This is a genomic window from Sphaerisporangium rubeum, assembly GCF_014207705.1.
In the GTDB taxonomy this organism is placed as follows: Bacteria; Actinomycetota; Actinomycetes; order Streptosporangiales; family Streptosporangiaceae; genus Sphaerisporangium; species Sphaerisporangium rubeum.
The window spans coordinates 2,497,809-2,514,825 of sequence record NZ_JACHIU010000001.1 but is presented as its reverse complement, the minus strand read 5'-3'; the positions used below and the strand labels follow the sequence as shown (position 1 = coordinate 2,514,825).

Here is a 17,017-nt window from a genome sequence, read left to right as displayed (position 1 = left end):
AGTGACTGATGCCCCCCATTGATCAGATAACCACTTTCGCGTCGAACAATCCGGTCGGAACGGCCGTCATCTGTGTCTTCGCCCTGATCCTGCTGGTCCTCGCGTTCCTCGCGCTCCGGGCCACGTACCGCGCCGGGTCCACCACCTTCCGCCGGTTCGCGGCCAACCGGCCGGCCGAGGACATCCTCACCATCGTCGCCGCCTCCATCGCCACGGGGGTGTCCGCGCAGGGCATGTGGCGATTCTCCGGTGACGTGCTCGGCTTCGACGGGCCGCTGCGCCTGCTGCTCTTCGCCTTCATCGAGGTCGCGGTCATCACCAGCGCGGTCCGCGCGCGGCGCAACATGCGTGAGAACTATTCGGCCGGCATCGACGGCATCGCCGTGTGGGTGCTCACCGGCCTGTCGGCCGTGCTGTCCAGCCTCGACGCGCGCAGCCTGGCCGAGGCGATCTTCCGCCTGGCGGCGCCGCTCGTCGCGGCGTGGCTGTGGGAGCGCGGCATGGCCATCGAGCGGCACCGCATCACCGGCCGTTCGCGCATCAAGTGGCGGTTCACCACCGAGCGCGCGATGGTGCGTCTCGGCCTCGCCGAGGTGAGCGACCGCACGGTGACCGAGGTCGACGCGCACCGCAGGCTGACCCGGGTGGCGCTGGCCGCCAAGCGGGCCCGCGCGCTGCGCGAGGCCGGCGCGTCCGACCGCCGCATGCGGGTGGCGCTCGCCAAGCTGGACCGCGTGATGGACCAGGCCGTGGAGCACACCGGTCTCGCGGTCGACCCGGCGCGGCAGGAGGCCCTGCTGTCCCAGATCGGCGCTCTGTACAACACCAGCGCGCTGATCGACCTGCGTCCGCCGGTGCCGTGGGAGCCCGAGCAGGAGGAGCAGCAGCGGCCCGGTCCGCACGCGCTGCCTCCGGTGGGTGCCGCGGCCGGCGGGTCGCACGTGGACGACGACGAGGAGGAGCCGGAGATGACGCACCAGTCCGCTCCGGTGGTCGAGCCCGCGCAGCGTGCCGCGCTGCAGCGTGCCGCCAGAGCGTACTGGGACAAGCAGATCGAGCGCCGTTTCGTGCCGCGTGCGGCCGACATCGCCAAGGAGACGGGGGTGTCGCTCGCGACCGCGCGTGAGTACCGCGCGCTGTGGAAGCTCGAACCCCGCGCGCACGCCATCTTGGAGGCGGCCTACCGGGAGCACGGCATCGTGGACACCGGCACCTTCCCCGCCATCGTGGTCCCCGACGGCACCGACACCGACACCCACACCGGCAACCACACCGACCGTGCCGAGCAGCCCGAGGCTCCGGTGCTGTCGATGAACGGCGCGTCCCCCGGAGTCTGATCCGGTGAGGTGACCCCGGCGTCTCGCACGGCCCGGGAGGCGGCGCCTCCCGGGCCGCGTCATGCCCGGATCAGTCCCAGTGCGGCGGACGTTCCTCGAGGAAACGTGACACGTCGTCGGTGGAGCGCCACTCGCCCCACCCTGAGTCGGTGTCGTCGTTCGTCTGGTCGGGCAGCACCGGCAGTCCCTCGTCGAAGAGGTCCACCGGACGGAGGTCATCCGGCTCGTGCACAGTCACGCCACCATGCTACGCGGACCGGGCCACGCCTGATCGTCTCCCTGGGAAAACCTCCGCAAATGCCTACGAATCAGCTGGTCGGTGTGTGTCACGCACCGTACCGGTGACGGCGCGCGACCGGGACAGCGTGGACGCGGCACGGGTACGATGCGGGGGCAGGACAGCACGCCGGGACGAGACCCGTGAGGCGGCCATGGACACCCCCGCAGGATGGCGCAGAGAGGGCAACTTACCGGCGGAGCTGACAAGCTTCGTCGGTCGTGACCGGCTGCTCGCCACCATCAGGCAGCGTCTCCAGGACTCTCGCCTCGTCACCATCACCGGCATCGGCGGCGTCGGCAAGACCCGCACGGCCCTCCGCGTCGCGCACCAGGTCAGCGGACAGTTCCCCGACGGCGTCTGGTACGTCGACCTGTCCCGTCTCCAGGACGCCACCATGGTCCGGCACGCGGTCAACAGCTCCCTCGGCATCCCCGACCAGTCGGCGAGGCCGGAGGCCGAGACGCTCTCCGAATGGCTGATCCCCCGTGACCTGCTGCTGGTGATCGACTCGTGCGAGCACCTCGTCGACGCCTGCGCCGAGCTGATCGACCGGGTGCTGCGCGACGCGCCGCGGGTGCGCGTGCTCGCCACGAGCAGGCAGGCGCTCGGGGTGCCGGGTGAGCAGTCCTTCCCCATCAGCCCGCTGCGGGTGCCGGGTGAGGACGCCGCCGAGAGCCCGTTCGTCAACGAGTCCGTGCGGCTGTTCACCGAGCGCGCCACCTCCGTGGTGCCCGACTTCACGGTGGACGAGGACAACGTCACCGCCGTCTCCGAGCTGTGCCGGCGGCTGGACGGCATCCCGCTCGCCATCGAGCTGGCCTCGGTACGGCTGCGCGCGCTGTCGGTCGAGCAGATCCTCGCCTTGCTCACCGACCGGTTCAGCCTGCTCGCCGGCGCCAGCCGTACCGCGCTGCCGCGCCACCAGACGCTGCGGGCCGCCATCGGGTGGAGCCACGAGCTGTGCGAGCCGGCGGAGCGGCTGCTGTGGGCCCGGCTGTCGATCTTCTCCAGCGACTTCGAGCTGGAGGCCGTCCGGTACATCTGCGCCAGCGAGGACCTGCCGGCCGAGCGCATCGTGGACCTCGTCGCGGGCCTGGTCGAGAAGTCGATCCTGCTCAGCGGCAACGAGCCGGTCGGCGTGCGGTACCGGCTGCTCGACACGCTGCGCCACTACGGCAAGGAGTGGCTGGACAAGCTCGGTGAGAGCGACTGGGTGCGGCGGCGCCACCGCGACTACTACCTGCAGGTGGCCCAGCGCGGCGAGCACGCCTGGTCGGGTCCGCGCCAGGTGTACTGGTTCAGCCGCATGCGCCAGGAGCACGACAACATCCGGGCCGCGCTCGACTACTGCCTGCGTGACGCCGAGGAGGCCCGCACCGGCCTCGAACTGCTGTCCTCCCTGTGGTTCATGTGGGTCGCGTGCGGGTTCGCGCGCGAGGGCCGCCTGTACCTGGAGCGCGCGCTGCAGGCCTGCACCGAGCCGAGCAAGGAACGTTGCAAGGCTCTGTGGGTCCTCGCGTACGTGCGCAACGCGCAGGGGGACACCGGCGCGGCTCTGGAGGCCGCCGAGCAGTGTTCCGCCGAGGCCGTGCGGGTCGGCGACTCGATCGCGGTGATCCTCGCCACCAAGATGCAGGGGACGGTGGCGTTCCTGCAGGGCGACCTGCACAAGGCGACGGCGTTGCTCGGCGTCGCGATCGAGTTCCACCGCAGCGGCCGAGAGCTCAACCCCGGCCTGCTGCCGGCCATCGCCGAGCTCGCCGTGGTGCTCACCCAGCAGAACGAGCTGGCCGAGGCCGAGGCGTTGCTGCGCGACTGCCGCCAGTTGTGCACCGAGCGCGGCGAGCTGTGGCTGCGTTCGTACGCCATCTGGGCCACGGCGACCATCGAGCGCATCACCGGCCGCACCGAGCAGGCGGTGCTCGACGCGCAGGAGGCGCTGCGCATCAAGCGGAGCTTCCACGACGTGCTCGGCGCTGTGCTCGCGATGGAGACGCTGTCGGGCCTCGCGGCCGACCAGGGTGACGGGGTGCGCGCGGCGCGCATCCTCGGTGCGGCGCAGGCCAACTGGAAGCTGTTCGGGCTGCCGCTGTTCGGCTCGCCGTTCTTCGGCACCGAGCACGAGGCGTGCGTCAAGGAGTGCAAGCGGATCCTCGGCGAGGAGGCGTTCCTCGCGGCGTACCAGGAGGGTGGCGAGATGAGCTTCGAAGAGGCCGTCGGCTACGCCATGGGGGAGATCGGCGGCGCCGCCGCCGGGGACTTCCAGGCACGGGTGTAGCGGGTGCTGGTGAGCGAGTAGTCGATGCTGCCGCTGATCCAGTGTTCGAGACCGCGGACGTAGGCGTCCACCGCCGGGGACCCGAGCTTCTCCAGCCGCGCGCGCAGCTCCTGCATGGCGCCGATCGCCTCGTCCCGCATGCGTCCGATGTGGTCCATCGCCTCCTGCACCGACCGGTGCCGGTCCTGCGACAGCACGCTGACCAGGTTGTTGCGGCTGTTGACCCCGCCGCGCTCCTTGGCGTACGACAGCAGGTCGTTGTCCCAGACGACGACGTCGTTGGCCTGCTGGGTGATGGCCTGTGTGTCGGGATGGCGCCACTCGGCGGGGGTGAGCGGCTCGCCGGTGGCCACGTCGATCAGCGCGAACACCGTGAGCATGGCGCCGGTCCTGCGGCGCATGAAGATGTAGTCGCCGTACGTCGGCACGATCTCGTCCTCGCGGTTGGCCGCCTCCCACACCTGAGCGAACAGGTAGTCCTTGGTGACCCAGCGCCAGCGGTCGAGCTGGTCGGGGGTTCCCGCGGCGGCCACGCGCAGGGTGATGTCGAGCAAGGCGCGGGTGAACGGGTCGTGCGGCTCGTCGCCGGCGCCGGGATCGTCCAGCACGGCGAGCAGTCGCGGCAGCGCACGCGCGATCTCCGCGGCCCGCCGGTCGGACTCGCAGAAGGCGTCGTCGAAGGCGAACAGCCACACGCACCAGTCGGTGACCAGGCGCAGTTCCTCCGGACCGGCGTAGGGGTAGGTGCGGGCCCCGAGCCAGCCGTAGGCCGCCTCGCGGTAGCGGTCCAGCTCGACGGCGTCGCTGATCATGCGGCTCGCCACCAGCCACGAGAAGGTCTCCCGATTCACCTCGGCCACGTGCGGGTTGACGAGACTGGGGAACGGGCACGACAAACGCGGGAGAACAAGCTCGGACGGCGCTATTTCAGCCATCTCCATATCATGGCAATAAAAATGCACAGCAACTACAACGTGTCGCCGCCTATCTCACCCCCGAACCGTCCCCACCTTCGCGACCAGGAGTTTCCCCCGGTGAGCCGAGTGAAGGGCGAACTCACCCACGTCCCGCGCCAGGCGTTTTCCGCGGTGGACCATTCCCGATATCCGCCAGGCCCTAACCCTCCGGCCGCCGCCACGACGCCTCCCGGCCCCTTCGCGCGGGACGGGCCCCGGCGGGCCCTGCCGCCGTGGACGGCCGCCTCCGGCCACGCGCACCTGCGGACTCGCCCGGCGGAATCGACGGCGCATCCCATAGGTTCTCTCTTCAGAGACGATAGAAAGGCTGGGACCAAGGTGTTCGACCCGACGGATCTTTACCGGCTCAGCGGCGATGTGCCCGAGCTGAGCGATCCGGTGCTGCTGTACCACTTCGAGGGCTTCGTGGACGCGGGAGGAGCCGGACGGCTCGCAGTCGGGCACCTGCTCGCCGAACTGGAGAACCGGGTGGTGGCGACGTTCGACGTCGACCGCCTCCTCGACTACCGGTCACGGCGCCCGATCATGACGTTCGACACCGACCGGTGGGTCGACTGCGAGTCCCCCGAGCTCGTGGTGCGCCTGGCCCACGACACCACGGGGACGCCGTTCCTCGTGATGAGCGGCCCGGAGCCCGACCGCGAGTGGGAGCTTTTCACCGAGGCGGTGGGCACGCTCGCCACCCGGCTCAAGGTCGGCAAGCTGGTCACCGTGCACGGCATCCCCATGGCCGCCCCGCACACCCGGCCGCTCGGCGTGACCGCGCACGGCACCAAGCCGGAGCTGGTCAGCGGTCCGGGAAGCCCGTTCGGCAAGATCCAGGTGCCGGGGAGCGCCGCCGCGCTGATCGAGCTGCGCCTCGGCGCGCGGGGCCACGACGCGCTCGGGTACGCCGTGCACGTCCCCCACTACCTGGCGCAGGCGGAGTACCCACGGGCCGCGGTGACCGCTCTGGAGGCCGTCACCCGCAGCACGGGGCTGGTGTTCCCGATGGAGAACCTCCGGGACGCGGCCGACAAGACCACCGCCGAGATAGAGGAGCAGATCGTCGCCTCCGAGGAGCTGTCCACCGCGATCAAGGGCCTGGAGCAGCAGTACGACGCGTTCACCGCAGGCGCCGAGCACGAGAACCTCATGGCCGAGCCCACGCCGATGCCGACCGGCGACGAGCTGGCCGCGCAGTTCGAGCGGTTCCTCGCCGAGCGCGACGAGAGCGACTCCTGACCGGCGGCCGTTCCGGAGCGTTCCGGACCGGCGAGCGGCCGAGCAGGCCGGCGCCTTCTCGACCGGCGGTCAGCCGAGCAGGCGTGCGCGCAGCGCCGCCTCGTCGGCGGCGGTCCAGCCGTTGCGTGCGAGCCAGCCGAGCGGGCCGTCGTGGCGCTCGTCCAGGGACCGCAGGAAGAAGTCCATGTACTCCGGCCGTGGCACGTGGCTGTCGGGGGGCCGCGAGTCGAGGTCGTCGCGGTAGGTCGCGCTGCTCCGCAGGCGGCCGAGGATGGGCTCGATGCGGTCACCGGTCGCGACGTAGTCGGCCACGATGGCCTCACGGGTGACCCCCGCGACCGACAGCGCGAGCGCCGACACCACGCCGGTGCGGTCCTTGCCGGCGGCGCAGTGCACGAGCGCCGCGCCGTCGCCGTACGCGAGCACGCGCAGGGCCGCGAGCACCGAGTCCGGCCGGTCGCGCAGGTAGGCGCTGTAGAAGCCGACGACCCTGGCCTCGGCGACCTTGTCCTCGTGGCGGCCCTGCCACGGCAGCACGCGCTCGGCGTCGATCTGGGCCGCCGCCGCGCCGGCCTCGGCCGCGGCGGTGCCGGTGATCGGCACGCCGGAGGTGTCGGCCTCGACGTCGGTGTAGGTGCCGCCTTCGGCGAACAGCGTCAGATGGTGGATGGTCACGTCAGGCACCCGTGTGAGGGGTCCCGGCCCTTCGAGGTCCACCTCGGCGTGGGACCGCAGGTCGATCACGTCGCGGAGCTTGAACCGGCTGAGCAGCCGTTCGACGTCCGACGCGCTGAGGTCTTGGAGGTTGTCGCCGCGCAGGACGCGGCCGAACCTCGTCGTGCCGCCGTCCTCGGTGGGGAGACCGCCGAGGTCCCGCACGTTGACGGCGCCGTCCAGCTCTATCCACCTCGTGAGTTCGTTCATCGCTCCTCAGCGTATATGGGTTGTATGTCCACACACCGAATGTGGTAGGGCCACTGTGGCGACGGGGAGCCGACGGGGACGTGTCCGGCCGGCCGCACGGGGCCGTGCGCCGTCAGGCGCGGCGGGCCGGCGCGGCCGGATCTGTGAGGGAAAATCACGGTCCTCCCGGCGGGTACGGCGGTGTCGTCCGACATGTGTCCGAAACCCTGGCGTCATCATTTAACCGTTCCTGTCTCAATGACCGGTTATTGTGCGCGCCGAAAACCGATAATCGGTCACTCCGACCGGCGATTGTCATATCCTTCCTGCTCATTGCACTAGGTGATGATCTCCCCTTTAATCTCCTACGGACATTGACCCTGCACGCGAGGGGAGGGGATCGGTGTCATGACCGCGCTCATCGAGGTCCGTGACGCCGGGGTCCGCTACCGCTCGACCGGCAGGGCCGTGCTCGGCCCGTTGAGCCTCACCGTGCGGCCCGGCGATCTGGTCCTGGTCACCGGGCCCTCAGGCTGCGGCAAGAGCACCCTGTTGCGGCTGGTCAACGGCCTGATCCCGCACTCCTACCGCGCCGACGTCACCGGTGAGGTGCTGATCGGCGGCCGGCCCGCCGCCGCGCAGAGCATCCGTGAGCGGTCCGCGATGGTCGGCACCCTGTTGCAGGATCCCCGCACGCAGATCGTCGGCACGACCGTGGCCGCCGAGATCGCCTTCGGCCCGGAGAACCTCGGCCTGCCGCGCGCCGAGATCAGGCGCAGGATCGACGACGTCGCCGCGCGGACCGGCGTCACGCACCTGCTCGACCGCGCGACCGCCGAGCTGAGCGGCGGCGAGCTGCAGATGGTGGCGTTCGCCGGTGTGCTCGCCATGCGGCCCCGGGTGGTCATCGTGGACGAGCCACTGGCCAACCTCGACCCGGCGGCCGGCGCGCGGCTGATGGGTGAGGTGCGGCGGTTCGTCGACGACGGCGGCGCGGCGATCGTGGTCGAGCACCGCGTCGAGGAGATCCTGGCCTACTCCCCCACCGAGGTGCTCCACCTGGACGGCGGCACGACCCGCTACCAGGGACCGGTGGACGGCTTCCTGCGGGTCGCGCCGATCGGCCATGTCAAGCTGCCGTTCGGCACCCTCGTGGACCGCGCCGCCGAGCTGCCGCCGTCCCCCGTGCCGCCGCCGCGCGCGGACGGCACCGGCTCGGCGCCACGACTTTCGTACCGGGGGGTGAGCCTCGGGTACGGCGCGCGTACCGTGCTGTCCGGCGTGGACCTCGCGCTCGGCGCGACGCAGCGGGTCGCGGTGCTCGGCCCCAACGGCGCCGGCAAGTCCACACTGCTGCGCGCCGCCGTCCGGCTGATCACCGCGCGGGACGGCGAGGTGCTGGTGGACGGCTCCCCCGTCGCAGAGCGGTCGGTGCTGAGTCTCGCCACCACGTTCGGGTACGTCTTCCAGAACCCCGGCCAGTCGCTGTTCAGCCCCACCGTGCGGCAGGAACTGGCGTTCGGGCCGCGCAACCTCGGCTTCGACGACACACGGATCGCCGAGGAGTCGGCCGCCGCGCTGAAGGCCATGCTGCTCGACCGTGAGGAGGACATCCTCGACCGTCCGCCGCGCACGTTGTCGTTCGGCCAGCAGCGCCGCCTGACCGTGGCGCTGGCGCTCGCCATGCGGCCCCGCACGCTGGTGCTCGACGAGCCGACCGCGGGTCAGGACCTGCGCACCACCACCGAGTTCATGGGACACGTGCTCGCCATGAACGGTGTGGAGAGCGTCTACTTCATCACCCACGACGTCGACCTGGCGCTGACGTACGCCGACCGTGTCGTCGTGGTGGACGGCGGCCGCGTCGTCGCCGACGCCGCGCCGGCCGCGCTGGCCCGCGCGGCGGACGTCTGGTCCGGCGCCGGCCTGCGGGCCACGAGCCTCGTGCGTGCGGTACGCGAGCACCTGCCTGAGGCGGAGCCACTGCCGCACCCGTTCGACCTGGCCCGCGGCCTGCCGGCCCTCACACGTTCCAACCCCTCCCCCCAGGAAGGAACCATCCCATGACCGCAGAAAGCGCGGGTGCGACCGCACCCCGTGAGCCGTTGTTCGCCATATCGTCCCGCACGGTCGTGTTCGGCGCGGTGGGTGCGGCGCTCTACGCCGTGCTCGGCCTGTTCAGCTTCATCATCCCCGGCACGCAGAACGTCACGGTACGACCGGCGTTCGCGCTCGTGCCGTTCTTCGGCAAGCGGTTCGGCGTGATCGCCGGCTTCTTCGTCGGCTTCGTCGGCAACGTCATCATCGACCTGATCCAGGGGTCGGGCCTGACCTACTGGAACTGGAGCGTCGCCAACGGTCTCGTCGGCGCGATCGCCGGGCTGATCTTCGCCTACATCCGGCCGAGCCGCAGTGAGGCGGTACGCCTGCTGGTCACCGCGATCGGCTCGCTGGTCGCCACCGCGCTCGGCCTGCTGTTCGTCATCACCGACATCTGGGTGCAGGGCATCAGCTTCGAGACGTTCGTCACGCTGAACTACCTGCCGGCGCTGTTCGCCAACGCCGTCGCCGTCGTCGTGCTCACCCCGGCGCTGGACGCGATCTGGGAGCCACTGTCGAAGCGGACCGGACGGTAACCAGGTGGATGTCACGCCCCGGTACCTCGGCGCGGGCTCCTTCCTCAGCCGCCGCGACCCGCGCGTGCTGCTGGTTGTGCCCGCGCTCTACCTCGTGGCCGTGGCCGGGATCGACGACCTGCGCGCCGTGCTGGCGTGCGCGGCCGTCGCGCTGCTGTACTACCGCGCCGCGGGCATCCCGTGGCGCGGAGTACGCGCCAACTGGGCCTTCATGCTGACGTTCTCCACGCTGATCGTGATCGCCAACAGCATCCTGACCACCGCCGACACCCGCACGTCCGGCGCCGAGCTTTTCACCGTGCCCCTGACCGGTACGGTTATCAGCTGGGCCACGCTGTCGTACGCCGCGACGCTGCTGGTGCGGTACGTGTCCCTCGCCATGGTCGGGTTCCCCGTGGCGTTCAACATCGCGCCGTCGGACCTCGGGGTGGCGTTCGCGCGGCTCGGCCTGTCGCAGCGGCTCGCCTACGGTGTGGACCTCACGTTCCGGTTCCTGCCGTCCACCTGGGCCGCGTTCCGCGAGACCATCGACGCGCAGCGCGTCAGGGGGTACGAGCACAGCGGCAGCCGCAACCCGGTGAAGCGGCTCATCTCCCTGAAACCGGTCGTCATCCCGGTCACCGTCAACGCGCTGATCGACGCCGAGGACACCACCAACGCGATGGACCTGCGCGGCTTCGGCGGCAGCAGGCACCGCACATGGATGCGCGAGCTGGCGTTCGACCGCGCCGACCTGCTGGTGCTCACCGGCTTCGCGGCGCTCGCCGCCGGCATGGTCGCGGCCCGGTTCCTCGGACTGACGGAGAACGTATGGGTGCCGTGATCCACTCGGCACCGCTGGTCGTCCCCATCTCCCGTCCCCCGATCCGTGACGGCGCGGTGGCCGTACGCCACGGCAGGGTGCTCGCCACCGGGCCGCGCCGTGAGATCACGGCCACCCACCCCGACGCCGAGGAGCTGCGCTGGCCGGGGGTGATGGTCGCGGGGCTGGTCAACGCGCACACCCACCTGCAGTTCACCCGGATGGCCGAGGTGGGACGGCACCCGCACGGCACGTTCGAGGACTGGTCGACCGCGTTCGACGCGGTGTACGCGGCGAGCAGGGACACCGACTGGGCCGCGAGCGCGCGTGAGGGTGCGTGCCTGGCGCTGCGGCACGGCACGACCGCGGTCGCCGACATCGTGACCGACGCCGAGGCGCTTCCCGTGCTCGGCGAGTGCGGCCTCGGCGGCGTCGCCTACTTCGAGGTCCTCGGCGACACCGATGCCACCTGGACGGCGACCGGCCGCGACCGCCTCACCGGCAGGGTGCGCGACTTCGGGGTGCTCGGCCTGTCGCCGCACTCGCCGTACACCCTGGACACCGGGGTGCTCGGCGACCTCGCCGTGCTCGGCCGCGCGTTCGGGCTGCGGCAGCACATCCACCTGCTGGAGTCGCTGCACGAACGCGAGTACACCGTGTCCGGCACCGGGCCGATCGCGCGGCTGGTGCGCGACCTCGGGTTCGACTTCCAGATCCTGCGCGACGGCGGCACCGGCAAGGGCCCCGTGGCGTTCCTCGACTCGGTCGGCCTGCTCGGGCCGGAGTGCCACGTCGCGCACGGCGTGCACCTCGACCACGACGAACGCGCGCTGCTGCGCGAACGCGGCGTCAGCGTGGCGCTGTGCCCCCGCTCCAACCAGGCGCTCGGCCTGGAAGGGCCACCGATCGCCGCGCTGCTCGAGGAAGGCGGCCCGATCGCCGTCGGCACCGACTCGCTGGCCTCGGCGCCGTCCCTGGACCTGCTGGAGGACGTGCGGCTGCTGCGCGACCTCGCGCTGCGGCAGGGCTACCGCTCCCCCGACCTGTCGCGGCGGCTGATGGAGGCCGCGACCGCCGGCGGCGCGCACGCGCTCGGGCTCGGGTCAGGGCCCGGCCGCATCGGCACCCTCGGACCGGGATCGCGGTGCGACTTCGCCGTGTTCGCCGTCGACCCGGCCGGCCACAACCCCTACGACGCGCTCGTCGTGGACGGCCCCGGCCGGTGCGTCGCGACCGTCACGGCGAACGGGCGGATCCACCCCGCCACCGAGACCCCGCAGGACCACCCATGACCCCCCACCCGGAGGTGCGCCGTGGGCGCCTTCACTGACCTCGGGGCCGCTGTACGGCGGCTCGTGCCCCTCGGGCAGCCGGCACCACCCGCGCGGATGCGGACCATCCGCTTCAAGCTGTACTCCCTGTTATGCCTGCCGATCGCGGCGCTGTCGGTGCTGTGGATGTTCATCACCGGCCACATCGTCGGCGACTACTTCGAGCTGCGCAGGGCCGTCACCCAGTTCGACCAGGTCGCCATGCCGGCCGCGAACCTCGCGTCCGCCGTCATGCAGGAACGCCGCCTGTCGGCGATGCTCGTGAGCAGCGACGAGTCCGACGGCGGACGGCTGTCGGACGCGCGTGAGGACACCGACGCCGCCGTGTCGCTGTTCCACCAGCGGGCCACGTCCCTGGAGGGCCTGTCGGCGATCGGCCCCGACATCCTGGCCGACGTGGCCGAACTGGAACGGCAGGCCCAGGGCCTCGGCACCATCCGCCAGGACGTGGACGCGCGGACGCTGGACCGGATGCGCATCGTGCAGGAGTACACCAGGATCCAGGACACCCTGTACGGCCTGTACGACCGGCTGGTCACCGTGCCGGAGATCGGGCTGTTCCGGCAGGCGGCGGGGCTGCAGACCATCGTCAGGTCCCGCGAGACGCTGTCGCGGGAGGACGCGCTGCTGACCGCCGCCATCCTGCGCGGCCCGCTGCAGGGACACGAGCGGCGCGCGCTCGCCGAGATGGTCGCGGGCCGCCGGCTGCTGCTGGACCGCGGCGTCGCCGTGCTCGACGGGGAGCTGCGGCGGCCGTACGACACGCTGCTCGACTCGGCCGACTACCGCAACCTCGTCGCGCTGGAGAACCAGGTGCTGGCCGGCGACGGACTCCCGGCGTCCGCGCAGGACTGGCAGGCCCTCGCCACCTCGGTCGGGCCCGGGCTCGACCGCCTCACCGGCGACAGCCAGGCGCTGCTCAACGACCGGTCCGACGCCACCGCCGCCGGCATGATCGCGCAGATCGTCGCCGCCGGCGGCCTCGGCCTGCTCGCGATCCTCATCGCTCTCGTGCTGTCGGCGCGGCTCGGCCGGGGCCTCGCGCAGGAGCTCGCCGACCTGCGCAGCGCCGCGCTGGAACTGGCCGACGTGCAACTTCCCCGCGTGGTGAGCAAGCTGCGTGACAGCCAGGCCGTGGACGTCGAGTCCGAGGCGCCTCCCGTCACCATCACCGGCACCACGCTGGAGGCCCAGGACGTCGCGCAGGCCCTGACCACCGTGCGCCGCACCGCCATCGAGGCCGCCGTGGGCCAGGCCGACCTGCGTACCGGTGTCAGCCACGTCTTCCGCAACCTGGCCCGCCGCAACCAGTCGCTGCTGCACCGGCAGCTCACGCAACTCAGCACCATGCAGAGCAAGACCGACGCACCCGACACACTGGCCGACATCTTCTCGCTCGACCACCTCACCACCCGCATGCGCCGCCAGGCCGAAGGCCTGATCATTCTGTCCGGCGCACCCGCCGGCCGCGCCTGGCGCCGTCCCGTCCCCGTGCACGACGTCGTCCGCGGCGCCGTGGCCGAGGTCGAGCAGCACGCGCGCGTCACCGTACTGCCGATGTCCGACGCCGCCATCGCCGGCACCGCCGTCGCCGACGTCATCCACCTGCTCGCCGAGCTCATCGAGAACGCCACCGTCTTCTCGCCGCCGACCACCCGGGTGCAGATCCGCGGCGAACTGGTGGGCCGTGGCTTCGCCGTCGAGGTGGAGGACCGGGGCCTCGGCCTGAGCGAGGAGGCGCGCGAGGAGATCAACCAGCGCCTCGCCGACCCCCCGGAGTTCGACCTCGCCGACAGCGACCGCCTCGGCCTGTTCGTCGTCAGCCGCCTCGCGGCCCGCCACCACGCCAAGGTCACCCTGCGCCGCTCCCCGTACGGCGGCACCAGCGCCGTCGTCCTCCTCCCCACCAGCATGATCATCCTGCCGAACGACAACCTGCCACCCGACCCGCACCCCGCGCACCCGCTGGCGCAGCGGCCCTCACCGGAGCCGCACCCGTGACAGAACGCCTCCGGCGCGGCGGGAAGCCGTGCCGGAGGCGCCGGTGTCGGGGACGGTCAGCCGGTCCAGGTCCACCGCTGGTTGTTGCCGCCGTGGCAGCTGTACATCTGGAGCAGGGTGCCGTTGCCTGAGCCGTTGTTCGCGGCGTCGAGGCACAGGCCGGACTGCACGCCGGTGATGGTGCCGTTGGAGTTGACGCGCCACTTCTGGTTGTCGCCACCCCAGCAGGAGTAGATCTGCACCTTGACGCCGTTGCCGGTTCCCGCGGCGTCGAGACACTTGTTGCCGTACACCTGGAACTCGCCGGATGACGTGAGGGTCCACTGCTGGTTCGCGTTGGTGTGGCAGTCGTAGATCTGGACCTGGGTGCCGTCGGTGGTGCTGCTGTTCGGCACGTCCACGCAGCGGCCTGACCCCACGCCTCTGATCTGACCGGTGCCGCCGCCACCACTGGTCGGCGTGACGGTCGGCGTGACGGTGGGGGTCGCCGTCGGCGTCGGGTTCGGCGACGCGTTGTTGAGCGCGTTGAGGACCGAGGTGTAGGCGGCCTTCTTGTTGCCGCTGGAGTCGAACAGCAACGGGCTGGTGTTGGCGCCGAGCCAGGAGTCGCTGTCGCGGACACCCCAGACGGTGATGCCGGTGCAGCGGGCCACCGCCAGGCAGTCGTTCACGACGCTGGCGTAGGTCTGTGCGGAGCCGCCCTGGATGTCCAGCTCGGTGATCTGCACGTCGACGCCGAGCGCGGCGAAGCTGCTGATGGTGGTGCGGTAGTTGCTGTTGTACGGGCTCTGGCTGTTGAAGTGGGACTGCAGGCCCACACAGTCGATCGGCACGCCGCGTGACTTGAAGTCGCGCACCATGTTGTAGACGCCTTGGGTCTTGGCCCAGGACCAGTTGTCGATGTTGTAGTCGTTGTAGCAGAGCTTGGCGGCGGGGTCGGCGGCGCGAGCGGTGCGGAACGCGACCTCGATCCAGTCGTTGCCGGTGCGCTGCAGGTTCGAGTCACGGCGGCCACCGGAGTTGCCGTCGGCGAACGCCTCGTTCACCACGTCCCAGGCGTAGATCTTGCCCTTGTAGTGGTTCACCACGCCGTTGATGTGGTCGATCATCGCCTGCCGCAGCGAGCTGCCGGACAGCGACTGCATCCAGCCGGGCTGCTGCGAGTACCACGCCAGCGTGTGGCCGCGGACCCGCTTGCCGTTCTGCACGGCCCAGTTGTAGACCCGGTCGCCGTTGGTGAAGTTGAACTGCCCCCGGTTCGGCTCGGTGGCGTCGATCTTCATCTCGTTCTCGGCGGTCACCATGTTGAACTCGCGGTTCGCGATGCTCGTGTACTGCGAGTCGCCGAGCTTGCCGGCCGCGATCGCGGTGCCGAAGTACCGGCCGCTCTGCGCGGCGGCGGCGGCGAGCGTGCTCTCCGCGGCGCCGACGGGACCGGCGGGCAACGTGAGCGCGGCGACGGTGCCTGCGACACCGAGCGCGCCGGCGACCACGGCCCGGAGAACCTTGCTGGATCGGTGCCGGGAGTCCGGCGGTGTGACGTTCGTACCCATGAGTGAGTGCTCCAGGTGAATCACGGAAGAAGGCGGACACGCGGGAGGGCTCCCGCGTGATCGACGCCGCGTTCCGTCGAACGGGAACGCACACCACCGGGGCGTCGTGCTCGGCGGTTCCCCGTGACCACCACCCGGCACAGGAGAACCGCTTCGAGGGATCAGTGTGAAAAAGGTTCCGAAATATGTCAAGCCCAGACTGAAAAGTTTCGGAGTCCGATCTTGTCGATCCTTTCAACCGACCCGGCACCCCCCACACCCACCTGCACCAGCCTGCGCGATCCAGAGAGTTGAAAGTTTCATCACACCATCAGCACCGGCCACGTGCGTTCCCTGCCTGATCACGCAGATCAGCCGCCGCCGCTTCACCGCCGGCTCCGGCACGAGCCGCACCACCCCCCTTGACGAGACGACAAAGCCTCGTATTTGCTCCGCCCCACCACCACGGGCCACCGCGACGGAAGGAGCGGCTGCCGGCCAGATCGACGCATCAGCGCTCACAGCACGTTCATCCGTTCGCGGACGCCACAGCCGGCTCGGCGGGCCCGAGACAGACACCACGTCTCGGCTCCCGGTGCCATGCCGTGTGGCTCTCGGCAGAGGATCTCCCACCACAGACGGCCGCGAGGCCCGAGGCGTGTCCGCCGGCGCGCCGGCGGACCACGAGGCGGAGGAATGAGAAAGCACGTCAAGCAACTCGTCGGCCTCGGTGCCGGTGTCGTCGCGGTGAGCACCGGAGTGATCACCGCGCTGTCCGCCTCGACGGCCCCCGAGCCGCAGGCGACCGCGGCGACCCTCACTCAGGTGACCGACTTCGGCGCCAACCCCGGCGACATTCAGATGTACCTGTACGTCCCCGCCGACGTGGCCCCCCGGCCGGGAATCCTGGTGGCGATGCACGGCTGCAACGGCACCGCCACCGCCTTCCACCAGGACACCGAGTTCGCCTCGCTCGCCGACCGCTACGGCTTCGTCGTCATCTACCCGCAGGCCGGCAAGAGCGCCAACGGCCTGTCCAACTGCTTCGACGTGTGGTCGGACGACGCGCTGCGCCACGACGGCGGCAGCGATCCGGCGTCGATCGTCTCCATGGTGAATCACGTCGTCCGGCGCCACAACGGAGACGCACGACGCGTGTTCGCCACCGGCTTCTCCTCCGGCGCCATGGAGACCGTCAACCTGCTCGCCACCCACCCCGACGTCTTCACGGCAGGCGCACCCTTCGCCGGCGTCCCCTTCGGCTGCCTCGGCCCTCCCGGCTGCGGCGACCGCACCCCCCGGCACTGGGGCGACCTGGTACGCGGCGCCTACCCCGGCTACACAGGCCCCCGTCCCCGCCTCATGGCCTGGCACGGCACCACCGACGACGTCCTGAACTTCTCGATGCTGCGGAAGCAGGTCGACCAGTGGACCGACGTGTGGGAGACCAGTCAGATCCCCACATCCACCACCACCGTGCAGCGGAACTGGACCAAGCGCGTCTACGGCACCGGCCAGATAGAGGCCTGGACCATCACCGACGCCGGCCACGACCTCCCCCACAAGGGCATGGCCGTCCACGCCATCCGCTTCTTCGGCCTCGACGCCACACCCCCGGCCGCCGCACCCCAAAGCAGGCCGTAGCCACCTGACCCCGTCAGCACCGACCCACCGGTGGGGCACCCCGACCGCCAAGACCCCTGGCGCGGCCCCACC

13 protein-coding genes are annotated in these 17,017 nt (G+C 71.0%); 9 read left to right on the top strand and 4 right to left on the bottom strand.

Annotated features, from left to right (window positions below):
* Positions 1-8 precede the first annotated feature (8 nt).
* Entirely contained in the window at positions 9-1,337 is a 1,329-nt protein-coding gene (locus BJ992_RS10710) for a hypothetical protein (protein ID WP_246496596.1), read from the top strand.
* 70 nt (positions 1,338-1,407) lie between these two features.
* On the opposite strand, the gene BJ992_RS10705 is transcribed toward BJ992_RS10710, so the two are convergent.
* Positions 1,408-1,575: a hypothetical protein gene (locus tag BJ992_RS10705; protein WP_184989471.1), complete on the bottom strand. Its 168-nt coding sequence runs from the start codon at positions 1,573-1,575 to the stop codon at positions 1,408-1,410.
* A 193-nt stretch (positions 1,576-1,768) separates the two neighbouring features.
* On the opposite strand from BJ992_RS10705, the gene BJ992_RS10700 reads away from it, so the two are divergent.
* Positions 1,769-3,895, top strand: coding sequence for an ATP-binding protein (locus BJ992_RS10700; RefSeq protein ID WP_184980018.1), 2,127 nt, complete (start codon positions 1,769-1,771; stop codon positions 3,893-3,895).
* Here the strand turns inward: BJ992_RS10700 and BJ992_RS10695 are convergent.
* A complete protein-coding gene (locus BJ992_RS10695) occupies positions 3,838-4,830 on the bottom strand; it encodes a 4-epi-cubebol synthase (RefSeq protein WP_184980016.1) in 993 nt (330 codons plus the stop codon). The genes BJ992_RS10700 and BJ992_RS10695 overlap by 58 nt on opposite strands.
* Positions 4,831-5,190: 360 nt before the next feature.
* Between BJ992_RS10695 and BJ992_RS10690 the strand changes: the two genes are divergently transcribed.
* Positions 5,191-6,096, top strand: a complete 906-nt coding sequence (locus tag BJ992_RS10690; protein ID WP_184980014.1) for a PAC2 family protein — start codon at positions 5,191-5,193, stop codon at positions 6,094-6,096.
* A gap of 69 nt (positions 6,097-6,165) precedes the next feature.
* On the opposite strand, the gene BJ992_RS10685 is transcribed toward BJ992_RS10690, so the two are convergent.
* A complete protein-coding gene (locus tag BJ992_RS10685) occupies positions 6,166-7,020 on the bottom strand; it encodes a tyrosine-protein phosphatase (RefSeq protein WP_184980012.1) in 855 nt (284 codons plus the stop codon).
* 387 nt (positions 7,021-7,407) lie between these two features.
* Between BJ992_RS10685 and BJ992_RS10680 the strand changes: the two genes are divergently transcribed.
* The 5 genes from BJ992_RS10680 (at position 7,408) to BJ992_RS10660 (ending at position 13,769) form a co-directional block, all read left to right on the top strand.
* A complete protein-coding gene (locus tag BJ992_RS10680; protein ID WP_184980010.1) occupies positions 7,408-9,066 on the top strand; it encodes an ABC transporter ATP-binding protein in 1,659 nt (552 codons plus the stop codon).
* Positions 9,063-9,635, top strand: coding sequence for an ECF transporter S component (locus BJ992_RS10675; protein ID WP_184980008.1), 573 nt, complete (start codon positions 9,063-9,065; stop codon positions 9,633-9,635). The genes BJ992_RS10680 and BJ992_RS10675 overlap by 4 nt, the downstream gene beginning before the upstream one ends.
* Before the next feature lie 4 nt (positions 9,636-9,639).
* On the top strand, positions 9,640-10,458 hold the full coding sequence (locus BJ992_RS10670) for a CbiQ family ECF transporter T component (RefSeq protein WP_184980006.1): 819 nt from the start codon (positions 9,640-9,642) through the stop codon (positions 10,456-10,458).
* Entirely contained in the window at positions 10,446-11,729 is a 1,284-nt protein-coding gene (locus BJ992_RS10665; protein ID WP_184980004.1) for an amidohydrolase family protein, read from the top strand. The genes BJ992_RS10670 and BJ992_RS10665 overlap by 13 nt, the downstream gene beginning before the upstream one ends.
* A gap of 96 nt (positions 11,730-11,825) precedes the next feature.
* The gene (locus BJ992_RS10660) at positions 11,826-13,769 is read left to right on the top strand and encodes a sensor histidine kinase (protein WP_184980002.1); all 1,944 of its coding nucleotides are present in this window, start codon (positions 11,826-11,828) and stop codon (positions 13,767-13,769) included.
* A 56-nt stretch (positions 13,770-13,825) separates the two neighbouring features.
* Here the strand turns inward: BJ992_RS10660 and BJ992_RS10655 are convergent, their stop codons facing one another.
* On the bottom strand, positions 13,826-15,322 hold the full coding sequence (locus BJ992_RS10655; protein ID WP_184980000.1) for an endo-1,4-beta-xylanase: 1,497 nt from the start codon (positions 15,320-15,322) through the stop codon (positions 13,826-13,828).
* A 675-nt stretch (positions 15,323-15,997) separates the two neighbouring features.
* On the opposite strand from BJ992_RS10655, the gene BJ992_RS10650 reads away from it, so the two are divergent.
* The gene (locus BJ992_RS10650; protein ID WP_184979998.1) at positions 15,998-16,945 is read left to right on the top strand and encodes an extracellular catalytic domain type 1 short-chain-length polyhydroxyalkanoate depolymerase; all 948 of its coding nucleotides are present in this window, start codon (positions 15,998-16,000) and stop codon (positions 16,943-16,945) included.
* Positions 16,946-17,017: the final 72 nt, after the last annotated feature.

Coding starts and splice junctions, on each gene's coding strand:
- BJ992_RS10710 (WP_246496596.1), top strand. CDS start 9: ATGCCCCCCATTGATCAGATAACCACTTTCGCGTCGAACAATCCGGTC.
- BJ992_RS10700 (WP_184980018.1), top strand. CDS start 1,769: ATGGACACCCCCGCAGGATGGCGCAGAGAGGGCAACTTACCGGCGGAG.
- BJ992_RS10695 (WP_184980016.1), bottom strand. CDS start 4,830: ATGGCTGAAATAGCGCCGTCCGAGCTTGTTCTCCCGCGTTTGTCGTGC.
- BJ992_RS10685 (WP_184980012.1), bottom strand. CDS start 7,020: ATGAACGAACTCACGAGGTGGATAGAGCTGGACGGCGCCGTCAACGTG.
- BJ992_RS10680 (WP_184980010.1), top strand. CDS start 7,408: ATGACCGCGCTCATCGAGGTCCGTGACGCCGGGGTCCGCTACCGCTCG.
- BJ992_RS10675 (WP_184980008.1), top strand. CDS start 9,063: ATGACCGCAGAAAGCGCGGGTGCGACCGCACCCCGTGAGCCGTTGTTC.
- BJ992_RS10665 (WP_184980004.1), top strand. CDS start 10,446: ATGGGTGCCGTGATCCACTCGGCACCGCTGGTCGTCCCCATCTCCCGT.
- BJ992_RS10660 (WP_184980002.1), top strand. CDS start 11,826: ATGCGGACCATCCGCTTCAAGCTGTACTCCCTGTTATGCCTGCCGATC.
- BJ992_RS10655 (WP_184980000.1), bottom strand. CDS start 15,322: ATGGGTACGAACGTCACACCGCCGGACTCCCGGCACCGATCCAGCAAG.
- BJ992_RS10650 (WP_184979998.1), top strand. CDS start 15,998: ATGAGAAAGCACGTCAAGCAACTCGTCGGCCTCGGTGCCGGTGTCGTC.